The following is a 13,049-nucleotide window of genomic DNA, read 5'->3' as shown; positions in this document are numbered from 1 at the left end:
CGGCGCAGTCACCAGGCGACCGCGCGATGCAGCTTTACCTGCCGATTGCCGACATCCCGGTCAACATCTTCCTCATCCTGGCGATGGGTGCGGCGGTCGGCTTCGTCTCGGGCATGTTCGGCATCGGCGGCGGCTTCCTGATGACGCCGCTGCTCATCTTCATCGGCATCGCGCCGGCGGTGGCTGTCGCGTCCGTCGCCAGCCACATCGCCGCCTCGTCCTTTTCCGGCGCGATCGCCTATTGGCGCCGCCGCGCCATCGATCCCATGCTGGCGGCCGTGCTGCTCGTCGGCGGCAGCATCGGTACGACGCTCGGCGTCTTCACCTTCACTTACCTGCGCTCGCTCGGCCAGCTCGACCTCACCATCGCGCTGTCCTATGTCGCGCTGCTCACCACGGTCGGCGCCTTGATGTTCTGGGAGGGCATGCGTGCGATCATGCGCGTGCGCCGCGGCGTGGTCGCGCCGCGCCGCAGCCACAACTGGGTGCACGCGCTGCCGCTGAAGCTGCGCTTCAAGCGCTCCAAGATCTATCTGTCGGTGATTCCCGTCGTCGTGATCGGGATGATCATCGGCTTCCTCGGTGCGGTGATGGGGATCGGCGGGGGCTTCATCCTGGTGCCGATCATGATCTACCTGTTGCGGGTGCCGACCACGACCGTGATCGGCACCTCGATGGTGCTCACGCTCGTCACCATGCTGTTTGCGACCATGCTGCACGCGATGACCAATCATCTGGTCGACGCGGTGCTGGCGCTGATCCTGATGGTCGGCGGCGTCACCGGCGCGCAATTCGGCGCACGCGCAGGGCAGAAAATCCGCAGCGAGCAACTGCGCCTCTTACTCGGACTGCTGATCCTCGCGGTCGGCATCCGCTTTGCGGTCGAACTCGTGATCCGGCCCGGCGAGCTCTACACCATCAGGGAAATCGGGGTGACGGAATGAGCGCGCGCCGTCTCATCACAATTGGCGCGATTTGCATGGCGATGTCCGCCGCGGTGCAGGCGCGCGCCGAGCGGCTGATTGTCTCGGTCTCCAACCACCGCGTCACCGTGACGCCGAACTATTCCGGCGAAGAGCTCGTGCTGTTCGGCGCGGTGGAAAAGGATGCCGCGACGCCCGCTGGCGCCATCAATTATGACCTGGTGGTGACCGTCAGCGGCCCACGCGCCGACATGATGACCCGCCGCAAGGAGCGGCGCTTCGGCATCTGGATGAACACCGACTATCGCCAGTTCGTCAAAGTGCCGGCCTATCTCGCGCTGTTCGCCAATCGCCCGTTCGACGATATCGCCTCAACCGACGTGCAGCGGCGCCAGCAGCTCGGGCTCACCAACGTGCTGCTCACCCAGCGCATCGGCCCCGACTTTGCCGACGTGGTGCCGAACGATCCCTTCCGCCGCGCCTTCGTGCGGCTGCAGCGCCAGCGCGGGCTCTATCGCGAGGATACATCCGCGGTCACCTTCATCACGCCGACCTTGTTCCGTAGCGGCATTCCGCTGCCCGCGCAGGTGCCGATCGGGACCTACGATATCGAGATAAAACTGTTCTCCGACGGCGCGCTGGTGACGCATACCGAGACGGCCTTCGAGATCGTCAAGGTCGGCTTCGAACAGTTCGTCGCCACCAGCGCGCGGCAGAACGGATTCATCTACGGCCTGGTCACCGCGGCAATGGCGCTGATGACGGGGTGGATCGCCTCGCTGGTGTTTGCGAAGGAGTGAGAGCGAACACTATTCCTCGATCACCGTCCTCACGCCCGGCTCCAGCAGCTTCAACCGCTTCCCAAAACCCAGTACGTCGAACGTTGCGCGCAAATCCGCGGCGCTTTGGCGGAAGTGAGCCCAGCCGTCGGTGTGCACCGGCACGATCATCGCGTCGGGAAACGCGCGGGCGGTCTCGATCGTATCGTTGGTGTCCATGGTGAGATGGAACGGACCGCGGGTTTGCGCGGCGCCCGCAAACGGCAGCACCACCGAAGCATTGAAGCGCCGCGCCACTTCGGCCACACCGTCGAACCAGACGGTATCGCCGCTGATATAGATCGGGCGGCCGCCCCGGCGGCTGATGACGAAGCCGATCACGTCGCCGGACAGCGGCTCGATTCCAGCGGGGCCGTGCCGCGCCGGCGTCGCGGTCACCGTCAGCGACACGCCGTTCTTGGCCGTCAGCTCGGTGGTCGCCCACGGCGCCAGCCCCTCGGCGTGATTGCCGAGCCGTTTTGCGCCGGCTTCAGTGGTCAGCACGCGGCGCGCCTTGGCCAGAAAATCCTTGCCCGAACGATCGAGATTATCCGAATGCTGGTCGTGGCTGAGCAGCACGGCATCGACCTCGCCGATGGATTCGGCGCTCAGCGCAGGCCCTGACAGCTTCTCCAGCTTCACATGCGGCAGTTGATAGGCGCCAGGGGCGTCGAAGGTGGGATCGGTCACGATCCGGAACCCGTCGATGTCGAGCAGCGCGGTCGGACCGCCGACCAGGGTGATGGACAAGCTCATGATCAGCTCCTCTTTGCTTGAACGCTAGCCGCCGCAGCCGGACGGGTCACGAGATAGATACCGAGCGCAACCGGGACAATGCCGAGCAGGTCCTGGAGGGCGACATGCTCGCCGAGCACGATCCAGGCGAACAGCATGCCGAGCGGCGGCATCAGGAAGTGATAGGCGCTGGCAGCAGTCGCCCCGCAAACCTTCAAGAGATGGAACCACAGCACATAGGCCAGGATCGAGCCGCCCAGCACCAGGAAGGCAAAGGCCCCGACAAGCCGCGCGCTGGGCACGATCTCATGGACATCGGCAAAAGCGAGCGCGAACGGGGCCAGCACGATGCCGGCCGCGAGATTCTGGATGCCATTGCCGATCCAAAGGCTTCCCTTCGGCGCGAACACCTTGAACAGGATGGTGCCGGCAACGATGGACGCGAGCGAGGCCAACGTGAAGAGGATGCCGTGCGGGCTGTCGGTGCCGATCGACATGCGATGCCAGACGATCAGCGCGACGCCGGCGATGCCGAGCAGCAGGCCGGCGACCTTGCGCCATGTCAGCGCCTCGCCAAGGAACAGCGCCGCCAACGCCGCCGTGAACACCGGATTGGCCGAGACGATCAGGCCGCCGAGCCCGGCCGAGATATATTTCAGCCCGGTATAGCCGAGACCGAGATAAAGCGCGTTGTTGGCGACGCCGAGCACGGCAAACATGGCAGCCTCGCGCCAGCCAAGCTGCCAGGCCTCGCCGCGCAGGCCAAAAAAGCCGAGGATCAGGATGCCCGCAAGCGAGAAGCGTGCGGTCAAAAGAATCAGCGGCGGGCAATCGGTGACGCCGATCTTGCCGGCGACGAAGGCGAAGCTCCACAGCAGGCAGAACAGGCCAATAGCTAGCGGAAGCGTGTTGAGGCGGTTTCTGGTGGCGGTGGTCGGGGCGGGAACGGACGGCGCGAGCATGGAAACTCTCCTTTCGCGCCATTGATCTAGGGCGTCCCTTGCTATTTGGAAATTAAATCATTAACTGGACTCCAGTGGATTTCTTAATGGAGTCCGAAATGCTCGATCTCGAATTGCTGCGCAGTTTCGTCTCGGTGGTCGAAGCCGGCGGCTTCACCCGGGCCAGCGAGCGCGTTCACCGCACCCAGTCCACGGTCAGCCAGCAGATCAAGCGGCTGGAGGAGGACATCGGTCAGCCGCTGCTTCACCGCAACGGCAAGGACGTGACGCCCACGGAAGCCGGCGAGAAGTTGCTCTCCTATGCGCGGCGGCTGCTGTCGCTCGCGGAAGAAGCGCGCGATGTCGTGGCGCGGCCAGCGGAGGAAGGCGCGATCAGGCTGGGCATCCCCGAGGATTTTGCCGCCTATCGGCTGGCGAAATTGCTGGCGGCGTTTGCGCGCAGCCATCCGACGCTGCGGCTCGACGTCCGCGCCGACCAGAGCATCTACTTAAAGCGCGATCTCGACCGCGGCGAGCTTGATCTCGCGCTGTTCAAGCGTGTCGCCGGCGAAAAAGGCGGCATCGCCGTGTGGCCGGAGCGCGTGCACTGGGTGACGAGCAAGCACCATCCCTGCGATATCGGCTCAGGCTCGGTACCGCTGATCGGCTTTCCCGCCGGTTGCCTTTACCGGGCCCGCGCGATCCATGCGCTGGAAAGCGCCGGGCGCTCTTGGCACATGGCTTATACGTCCTCGAGTCTTGCCGGCATTCAAGCGGCCGTTGCCGCCGGCATGGGGCTGAGCATCATGTCGGAGATAGCGATCCAGGCCGATCATCGCGTGCTCACGGGAAGGGAAGGCTTCAAGCCGATCGAGAAGACCGAGGTCGCGTTGATGGCCTCGCCCAACGCCAGCCCCGCCACGCTGCGGCTTGCGGACCGGCTCGCCGAGTTCTGCGACGAGGTGCAGGCGAAAGCGGCCTAGCCATTCAGTAACACCGTGCAGCGGCGATGCTGTGGACGCGGCGGTCGCCGAGCAGATGCGCGATAAAGCCCGCGGCGGGGAAGATCTTCGCAAACGCTTCATCGCGAATGCTCAGGCCACCGGCATAGGCGCCGAACGCTGGCATGACCGCGCGCTCGCCGTCGGAGGCAAAGCAGCGCCGCTCGAACGAACGGCCGCGGGTCGAGACACGCGCTTTGGGATGCAGATGGCCGGCGATTTCGCCGAACGCACCGGTCGGCTCATGGCGGAAGGTGATCGGACCGATCGCGATTTCGCCCGCGACCTCGCCGCCGAGTTCGGACGGGATGGCCGGATCGTGGTTGCCGGAAATCCAGATCCAGTCGCGACCCGCCTGTAGCGCGCCGATTGCGTCACGGTCGCTGCCCGCGAGGCGCTCATGGGCGTTGCGATCATGAAAGCTGTCACCGAGCGCGATTACCATCCGCGGATCGTGCCTCGCGATCACCGACGATAGCCGGCCGAGCGTCGCCGCGGTGTCGTAAGGGGGCAGCAGCGTGCCGCGAGCGGCGAAGCTCGAGCCTTTTTCCAGATGCAGGTCGGAGACGACGAGCAGCCGCTGCTCCTCCCAGAACAGCGCGCCGGAGAGATCGGCGTGGAGCGAGACGCCCGCGACATCCAACACGCTTCGAAAGTTGACGGATAGAGCCAAGTTCTCCGTCATGGCCGGGCCTGTCCCGGCCATCCACGCCTCGCCAGTGGCAAGAAAGACGTGGATGCCCGGGACAAGCCCGGGCATGACGACCTCATCGGCTGGAGCAACAATAGTCCCATTCTTACGACATCGCTTCCCTGATGAGATCGTCGGCGGCTTCCGCCAACAACTCATCCGATGCCTCGCCATAAACCGACTCGCGCCCGATTTCCAGCAGCACGGGCACGGCGAGCGGGGAGACGTGGTCGAGTTCCCGGTGGGTGATGCGCCCATGGATACGCGCGAGCATGTCGGACAGACGGCGCAGGTCGAGCAGACCGGTCGCGGCATCGGCGCGGGCGGCGCGCAGCAGCACGTGGTCGGGCTGGTGCTTGCGCAGCACGTCGTAGACGAGGTCGGTGGAGAACAGGACCTGCCGCTTTTTCTTCTCTTCGCCGGTATGCCGGCGCGCGATCAGGCCGGAAATGATCGCGCAATTGCGAAAGGTACGTTTCATCAACGCCGATTCGGCGAGCCACGCCTCGAGATCATCGCCCAGCATGTCCGGATCGAACAGCGCGTCGAGATCGAGCATGCCCTGGCGCACCATGAAGGAGAGGTCGCCGAGGCCCCAGATCGCGACCGCATATTCATTGGCGACGAAGCCGAGCGGGCGGGCGCGGGCGCGCTCGAGCCGGCGCGTCAGGAGCATGCCGAGCGTCTGGTGCGCGAGCCGGCCTTCGAAGGGATAGCAGACGAGATAGTGCTTGTTCGCACGCGGGAAGGTTTCGACCAAAAGCTCTCGCAACGCGGGCACGCGCGAAAATTCCCGCTGCAGGACGAGCCAATCCCGCACTTGCTCAGGCAAGGCGCCCCAGGCGCGTCCGCTATCGAGCAACTTGCGCACGCGCTCGGCAAGATAGGTCGAGAGCGGGAATTTGCCTCCCATGTAGGAAGGCACCTTGGCATCCCTGTCATGGGCGCGCGACACATACACCTGGTCCTCGGTCAAAGCCTCGTAGCGCACCACCTCGCCGGCGAACACGAAAGTGTCGCCGACGACGAGACCATCGATGAAATCCTCCTCGATTTCGCCGAGCATGCGCCCGCCCCGCGCGATCGCGCCCGTCAGTCCGGACCCGCCGGCACGCGAGCGCACCAGGCGCACCTTCAGCATCGGATCCTGGACGATGGTGCCGACGTTGAGGCGATAGGTTTGCCGCACCGCCGGATTGGCAACGCGCCAGTGTCCCTGCTTGTCCTGCTTGATGCGGGCAAAGCGCTCATAGGTCTTGAGCGCATAACCGCCGGTGGCGACGAAATCGACGACGTCGTCGAAATCGGCCCGCGAGAGGCTCGTGTAAGGCGCCGCCGTGCGCACCTCGTCATAGAGCTCATCGGAGAGAAACGGCTCGCCGCAGGCGCGGCCCAGCACATGCTGTGCCAGCACGTCCAGCGCGCCGGTTCGCAAGGGCGGCGTATCCTGCGCATTCTCCGCTATGGCGTCGATCGCCACGCTGCATTCCAACACCTCGAACCGATTAGCCGGCACCAGCACCGCGCGCGAGGGCTCATCGAAGCGATGATTGGCGCGGCCGATCCGCTGCATCAGGCGGGAAGCCCCCTTCGGCGCGCCGATATTGATGACCAGATCGACATCGCCCCAGTCGACGCCGAGATCGAGCGAGGAGGTGCAGACCACGGCGCGCAATTTCCCCGCCGCCATCGCGTCCTCGACCTTGCGGCGCTGCGCGACATCGAGCGAGCCGTGATGCAGCGCGACCGCGAGCCCATCATCGTTCATGCGCCAGAGATCCTGAAACAGCATCTCGGCCTGGCTGCGCGTGTTGACGAAGACGAGCGTCGTGGTGTTGGCCTTGATCAGCTCGTAGACCTCGCCAAGCGCGTGGCGCGCGCTGTGGCCGGCCCAGGGCAGGCGTTCGCTTGTATCGAGCATCTCGACGACGGGCGGCGCCGCGCCGCCGGCCACCACGATGTCGGCCGCTGCGCTTGTGCCGCCCACCTGCGGCACCAAAAAGCGCGCGAGCTCCTCTGGCTCTGCGACCGTCGCCGACAGACCGATCGCGCGCAGATCAGGCGCAAGCCGCCACAGCCGCGACAGGCCGAGCGACAACAGATCGCCGCGCTTGGAGGTGACGAGCGCGTGCAATTCGTCAAGCACGATGCGCTTGAGCGAGCCGAAGAGATAGGGCGCGTCGTCGGAGGCCAGCAGCAGCGCCACCTGCTCGGGCGTGGTGAGCAGAATGTCCGGCGGATAGCGACGCTGACGCTGGCGCCGCGACAGCGGCGTATCGCCGGTGCGGGTTTCGACCTTCACCGGCAGGCTCATCTCCGCGATCGGTGTTTCCAGGTTGCGCGCGATGTCGACGGCGAGCGCTTTCAAGGGCGAGATGTAGAGGGTGTGGAGACCGCCCGTGCGTTTCACGCCGCGGCCGGTGGAAACGAGGGCTGGGGTCGCACGCCCAGCGGCTCCCTCCCCACTTGCGAGTGAGGGCTGAGAAGGAGGGTAAGCCATGGCCTCGGGTGCCTGGGGCTCACTCCTCACCCGCCGCCCTTCGGGCGTCGACCTCTCCCACAAGGGGAGAGGTGACCGGACAAGCGGCGCCGCGCTTAGTTCAACCAAGGTCGGCAAAAATCCAGCCAGCGTCTTGCCGGCGCCGGTCGGCGCGATCAAGAGCGCCGAGCGGTTATCGCGCGCCTTTTCCAACAGTGCGAGCTGATGCGCACGCGGCGACCAGCCGCGCGCCGCGAACCATTTTTGGAAACGGTCGGGCAATAGCGCGGCCGCAGGGTCGACGACGGCTGGTTGGGCGCGGGGCGGCACGGGGGAGAACGTATGCAGTCTGCGCCGTTTCGTCGAGAGTGATGGCGCGCTCGCGGCGAGAGGGAATCCTCACTCCGTCGACTTGTCCGAGATATGCTCCTCCTTGCCGTTGAAGATCGAGATGGGTTCACATCTTCGCGGCAACGACCACCAGGCCCCGCACCGGCTTATCGTTCTCGGTGCGCGGGCTCGCTTCTTGGAGATGGATAACTTCGAGGCCGGCGGCCGCGATCGCCGCCCGCAGATACTCCGCGGCATGGGCATAACGCAGACCCTCGCCAATCACGACCCCCTCGCCGCCATGGGTCTCGGCGGTGAAGGCCAGCAGACCGCCCGAGGCGAGCACGCGCTGAACCTCGCTCAGCACCGGCGCGAGATCAGCCACATAGACAAAGGCGTCCGCGGCCAGCACGAGATCGGCGCTGGCGTCCGGCTTACTGCGCAAGCCCGCGACCATGTCCTCGACCTCGAGCTGTTCGTACAGGGCGGTGGCGCGGGCCTGCGCGATCATGCCGGGCGACAGATCGATGCCGATGAAATGATCGACCTGCTCGGCAAACGCTGCCGCCGCCAGGCCCGTGCCGCAGCCGAGATCGATGGCGCGCTCGAAGAGGGCGGGTTTGCGCGCGGCCGCGCGCACCGCGACCACCGCCTTGAACAGGAGCTGCGGGGCGCGATAGTTGAGATCCCCAAGCAGCGCGGCCTCGAAGCGCGGTGCGTATTGATCGAACAGCGCCTGCACATAGCCGCGCGGCATCGCCGACAGTTCTTCCGCGCCCAGCCGCATCAGCCGGATGGAGGCACCGTGGCGGTCGTCCGGATCGGACTCGCGCACCTTGCGGAACGCGGCAATCGCTTTGTCATGCTCGCCAAGCCGCTGGCGGATTTCGCCCAGGGTGAACCAGGCGGTGGCGAAGTTTGGCGCGAGCTCGATTGCCTGTTCGAGCAGATCGGCCGCAGCCGGCAAGTCGCCCTTCAGTTGCAGGTCGCGCGCGAATTCGAAGCGGCGGTCGGCAATCAGATCGCCGGAGGACAGGAACAGGCGCACGGGCATCTCTCGGGAACCAAGCTCGTCATGGCCGGGCTTAATCCGGCAAATCCATCGATCAAAAGAGACTTTTCTAGAAAGATGGATGCGCGGGTCAAGCCCGCGCGTGACACCTGATAATAGGTCGCAGCCGGGCCTATATGGAAAGCATGCGTCCGGAAGACATCCTGCTGCCAACTCCCGCCGGCCTTTGCTGCAAGCCCGGAGGCTTTTACATCGACCCCGTGCGTCCGGTGGAGCGGGCCGTGGTTACCCACGGCCATTCCGACCACGCCCGCGCCGGCCATGGCGCGGTGCTGGCGACACAGGAAACGCTCGACATGATGCGGCTGCGCTATGGCGATAATTTTGCTCGTTCGACACAGGCCATGGCCTATGGCGAAGAGATCACGCTCGGCGACGTCAGGATCAAATTCCATCCCGCCGGCCATGTGCTGGGCTCGGCGCAGATCGCCGTCTCCTGCGGGAATCTCTGCATCGTCGCATCCGGCGATTACAAGGACGCCCGCGATCCGACCTGCGCGCCGTTCGAGCTGGTGCCTTGCGACGTGTTCATCACCGAAGCAACCTTCGGCCTGCCGGTGTTTTGCCATGGCGATGCGGCGGAAGAGGTGAAGAAGCTCCTGGCTTCGGTCGCGCTGTTTCCGGAGCGCGCCCATCTGGTCGGCGCCTATTCGCTCGGCAAGGCGCAGCGCGTGATCGCACTGTTGCGCGAGGCCGGTTACGACGCGCCGATCTATCTGCATGGCGCGATGGACAAGATCACGCGCTATTATGAAAGCCGGGGCGTGCGCCTCGGCGAGCTGCGCCCGGTGCGCGGCATGAAGAAGGCCGAGCTTGCCGGCACGATCACGCTGGCGCCGCCGACCGCCACCTCGGACATCTGGACGCGGCGCTTTCCCGATCCGGTCACTGCCTTCGCCTCGGGCTGGATGCGGGTGCGTGCCCGCGCACGCCAGCGCGGCGTCGAGCTGCCACTCGTGATTTCCGATCACGCCGATTGGGACGGACTGACCGCGACCATTGCCGCGACCGGCGCGGGTGAGGTCTGGGTCACCCACGGCCAGGAAGACGCGCTGGTGCATTGGTGCAGGACGAAGGGGCTCGCGGCGCGGCCGCTAGATCTCGTCGGCTATGGCGATGAGGAAGAGAGCGAAACGCTGACCGAAGCCCAGGATATCGAGGCATGAATCGCTTCGCAGAGCTGCTCGATCGCCTCGCCTATGAGCCCGGGCGCAACAACAAGCTGCGGCTCATCACCGCCTATTTCCGTGAGGTCGGCGATCCCGATCGCGGCTATGCGCTGGCGGCGCTGACGGGCGCCTTGTCATTCAAGCATGCGAAGCCCGGCCTGATTCGCGACCTGATCGCCGCGCGCACTGATCCCGTGCTGTTCGGCCTGTCCTACGATTACGTCGGCGACCTCTCCGAGACGGTGGCGCTGATGTGGCCGAAATCGGCGCTCTTGTCCGCGAACGCGGGCCACAACAATCCGCCGCCGCCGACGCTCACCGATGTCGTCACCACCTTGCGCACGCTCGGCAAGCTGGAGCTGCCGGCGCAGCTTGCGCGCTGGCTGGACGAGTTGGACGAGACCGGCCGCTGGGCCTTGTTGAAACTGGTCACCGGCGCGATGCGCATCGGCATCTCGGCGCGGCTTGCCAAGACCGCGGCCGCCAATCTTGGCGACAGGGATCCGCATGAAATCGAGCTGATCTGGCCGGGGCTGTCGCCGCCCTATCTCGACCTGTTCGCCTGGCTCGAGGGCCGCGGCGATAAGCCGGTCAACCGCGATCCCGCGCCCTTCCGCCCGGTGATGCTGGCGCATGCCATCGAGGATGAGGATTTCGCCGGTCTCGATCCCGCCGACTACATCGCGGAATGGAAATGGGATGGCATCCGCGTGCAGGCGGTCACCGGCCGCGACACGCACGGCCACTGCGTGGCGCGGCTCTATTCGCGCACCGGCGAGGACATCACCAAGAGTTTTCCGGATCTGTTGCCCTCGCTGCATCTGCCGGGGGCCATCGATGGCGAGCTGCTGGTGATGCGCGGGGGCCGCGTGCAGAGCTTCAACGTGCTGCAACAGCGCGTCAACCGCAAAGTGGTCTCGCCGAAACTAACCAAGGATTATCCGATCCATCTGCGCGCCTACGACCTGCTTGGCGATGACGAGAACGATTTGCGCGAATTGCCGTTCGCCGAGCGGCGCGAGCGGCTGGAGAGTTTCGTCCGGCGGCTGAATGATGCTCGCGTCGATTTGTCGCCGACCATCGCCTTCGATAGCTGGTACGCGCTTCGCCTCGCGCGCGCCCATCCCGTGTCGGCCGGCGCGGGCGAGGACGCGGATGCCGTCGAAGGCGTGATGCTCAAGCGGCGCGATGCACCCTATCTGCCCGGCCGCCCCAGGGGGCAATGGTGGAAATGGAAGCGCGACCCGCATATCATCGACGCCGTGCTGATGTACGCCCAGCGCGGCCACGGCAAGCGCTCCTCCTATTATTCGGACTACACCTTTGGGGTCTGGACTGCAGGCGAAAGCGGCGACGAGCTTGTGCCGGTCGGCAAGGCCTATTTCGGCTTCACCGACGAGGAGCTCCTGCAGATCGACCGCTTTGTCCGCCGCAACACCAAAGAAAAATTCGGCCCCGTCCGCCATGTCGTTCATGAACCCGACCAGGGCCTGGTGCTGGAGGTCGCCTTCGAGGGTCTGCAGCGATCCTCGCGGCACAAATCGGGCGTCGCCATGCGATTTCCCCGCATCAACCGCCTGCGCTGGGACAAGCCGCCGCGCGAGGCCGACCGGCTGGAAACGCTGGAGCGCATGCTCAAAGCCGACGAGACAAATAAAGTTTTGGTAACATCCGAAAACCGTTGACGCGGCTTTAAGGGTTCCCCATCTGCGTGTCGCCATAGTAAAATGCGCGGCGCGAATCCGCGGGAGATGAAGATGTCACACGACAGCAGGGAATTGCCGGCAGCTCCTGACGGCCTGTCCCGTTTTCTGGGCGGCTCGCCGCTCAACGTCGCGTTCCGGCTGATTCTGCTGTCGATCCTGGTCGGCGTGGTCCTGGCCGCGATCGGCTTCGATCCCTGGAACATCATCGAGAGCATTCGCCTGCTGTTTCGCCGGCTGTGGGACCTCGGCTTTGACGCCGTCAACTGGCTGTGGCGCTATTTCCTGCTCGGCGCTGTGGTCGTGGTGCCGATCTGGCTGCTGTCGCGCATCTTCTCCTCGCCGCCGCGCCGTCGCTACTAGGCGGACAAGCCCGTGCAACTGCAGTTCATCGGCTGCGGCGACGCCTTCGGCTCGGGCGGCCGCAACAACACCTGCTTTCATGTCACGGGCGAGGCGGTCAACTTCCTGATCGATTGCGGCGCCTCGTCGCTGCCGGCGCTCAAGCGCGCCGGCGTCTCGCGTGAAGCGATCCACCTGATCCTGATTACCCATTTCCACGGCGATCATTTTGCCGGGCTGCCGTTCTTTCTGCTCGATGCGCAGTTCTCGCGGCGGACGCGCCCGCTCGTGATCGCGGGTCCGCAAGGCCTCGAGATGCGCCTGACGCAGGTGATGGAAGCGCTGTTCGAAAACTCCTCGAAGACAAAGCAGAAGTTCGAGCTTTCTCTGGTCGCCTTGAGCCCGGACCAAACGCGCGCCTTCGGCGGGGTCACCGTGACGCCATTTCCGGTGGTGCATGGCGAATCCGGCGGGCCGTTTCTCGGCTACCGGATCGAGGCGGAGGGCCGCGTGATCGCCTATAGCGCGGACACCGAATGGACCAACACGCTGATTCCGCTGGCGCGCGATGCGGACCTGTTCATCGCGGAAGCTTATACTTACGAGAAGGCCGTCAAGAACCATCTCAGCCTCAAGGCCCTGGAGGCGCATCTCCAAGAGATCAGGCCGAAGCGGCTGCTCCTCACACATATGAGCGACGACATGCTCGCCCGTCTCGATGCGCTCACGCACGCGGCCGCCCATGACGGCTTGACCGTCGAGCTGTAGAGGGCGCGCGGGGCGGTGGAACTGCGTCAGCTACATCTGTCGACCAAGGTCACCACCGCGCGGGTCTTTGCCATCGC

At 65.4% G+C, this 13,049-nt stretch carries 12 protein-coding genes; 7 read left to right on the top strand and 5 right to left on the bottom strand.

All coding sequences use genetic code 11. The features are described from left to right. The first annotated feature begins 26 nt into the window (after positions 1–26). Complete coding sequence (locus P6U23_RS03290; protein WP_407178172.1) at positions 27–944, top strand: sulfite exporter TauE/SafE family protein; 918 nt, start codon at positions 27–29, stop codon at positions 942–944. Then, complete coding sequence (locus P6U23_RS03285; protein WP_407178171.1) at positions 941–1,723, top strand: TIGR02186 family protein; 783 nt, start codon at positions 941–943, stop codon at positions 1,721–1,723. Before P6U23_RS03290 ends, P6U23_RS03285 begins: the two co-directional genes overlap by 4 nt. A 9-nt stretch (positions 1,724–1,732) precedes the next feature. Here the strand turns inward: P6U23_RS03285 and P6U23_RS03280 are convergent, their stop codons facing one another. Both P6U23_RS03280 and P6U23_RS03275 read right to left on the bottom strand, forming a co-directional pair. Beyond that, positions 1,733–2,497 (bottom strand): MBL fold metallo-hydrolase, encoded by a 765-nt coding sequence (locus P6U23_RS03280; RefSeq protein WP_407178170.1) that lies wholly within the window; start codon positions 2,495–2,497, stop codon positions 1,733–1,735. 2 nt (positions 2,498–2,499) lie between these two features. Beyond that, positions 2,500–3,438 (bottom strand): DMT family transporter, encoded by a 939-nt coding sequence (locus P6U23_RS03275; RefSeq protein WP_407178169.1) that lies wholly within the window; start codon positions 3,436–3,438, stop codon positions 2,500–2,502. 98 nt (positions 3,439–3,536) lie between these two features. Between P6U23_RS03275 and P6U23_RS03270 the strand changes: the two genes are divergently transcribed. Next, positions 3,537–4,400, top strand: coding sequence for a LysR substrate-binding domain-containing protein (locus tag P6U23_RS03270; protein WP_407181770.1), 864 nt, complete (start codon positions 3,537–3,539; stop codon positions 4,398–4,400). Positions 4,401–4,404: 4 nt separating this feature from the next. Here P6U23_RS03270 and pdeM read toward each other — a convergent pair whose 3' ends face one another. The 3 genes from pdeM to P6U23_RS03255 all read right to left on the bottom strand — a co-directional run bounded on the left by pdeM (position 4,405) and on the right by P6U23_RS03255 (position 8,972). Further along, a complete protein-coding gene (pdeM, locus tag P6U23_RS03265; RefSeq protein WP_407181769.1) occupies positions 4,405–5,103 on the bottom strand; it encodes a ligase-associated DNA damage response endonuclease PdeM in 699 nt (232 codons plus the stop codon). Between the two features lie 112 nt (positions 5,104–5,215). After that, entirely contained in the window at positions 5,216–7,918 is a 2,703-nt protein-coding gene (locus P6U23_RS03260; RefSeq protein WP_407178168.1) for a ligase-associated DNA damage response DEXH box helicase, read from the bottom strand. Positions 7,919–8,045: 127 nt separating this feature from the next. Beyond that, positions 8,046–8,972, bottom strand: a complete 927-nt coding sequence (locus P6U23_RS03255; protein ID WP_407178167.1) for a methyltransferase domain-containing protein — start codon at positions 8,970–8,972, stop codon at positions 8,046–8,048. Positions 8,973–9,115: 143 nt separating this feature from the next. Here P6U23_RS03255 and P6U23_RS03250 point away from each other — a divergent pair, with 143 nt between their 5' ends. The 4 genes from P6U23_RS03250 (at position 9,116) to P6U23_RS03235 (ending at position 12,972) form a co-directional block, all read left to right on the top strand. After that, a complete protein-coding gene (locus P6U23_RS03250) occupies positions 9,116–10,156 on the top strand; it encodes a ligase-associated DNA damage response exonuclease (protein WP_407178166.1) in 1,041 nt (346 codons plus the stop codon). Next, the gene (locus P6U23_RS03245; RefSeq protein WP_407178165.1) at positions 10,153–11,844 is read left to right on the top strand and encodes an ATP-dependent DNA ligase; all 1,692 of its coding nucleotides are present in this window, start codon (positions 10,153–10,155) and stop codon (positions 11,842–11,844) included. Before P6U23_RS03250 ends, P6U23_RS03245 begins: the two co-directional genes overlap by 4 nt. Positions 11,845–11,916: 72 nt before the next feature. Continuing rightward, entirely contained in the window at positions 11,917–12,225 is a 309-nt protein-coding gene (locus tag P6U23_RS03240; protein ID WP_407178164.1) for a DUF6460 domain-containing protein, read from the top strand. A gap of 12 nt (positions 12,226–12,237) precedes the next feature. Further along, the gene (locus tag P6U23_RS03235; RefSeq protein WP_407178163.1) at positions 12,238–12,972 is read left to right on the top strand and encodes an MBL fold metallo-hydrolase; all 735 of its coding nucleotides are present in this window, start codon (positions 12,238–12,240) and stop codon (positions 12,970–12,972) included. Positions 12,973–13,049: the final 77 nt, after the last annotated feature.

The sequence above is a fragment of the Bradyrhizobium sp. STM 3562 genome, from assembly GCF_045571435.1.
Classification (GTDB): Bacteria; Pseudomonadota; Alphaproteobacteria; order Rhizobiales; family Xanthobacteraceae; genus Bradyrhizobium.
Note: the sequence above shows the minus strand (reverse complement) of the source record. Positions and strands in the feature narration are given on the sequence as shown.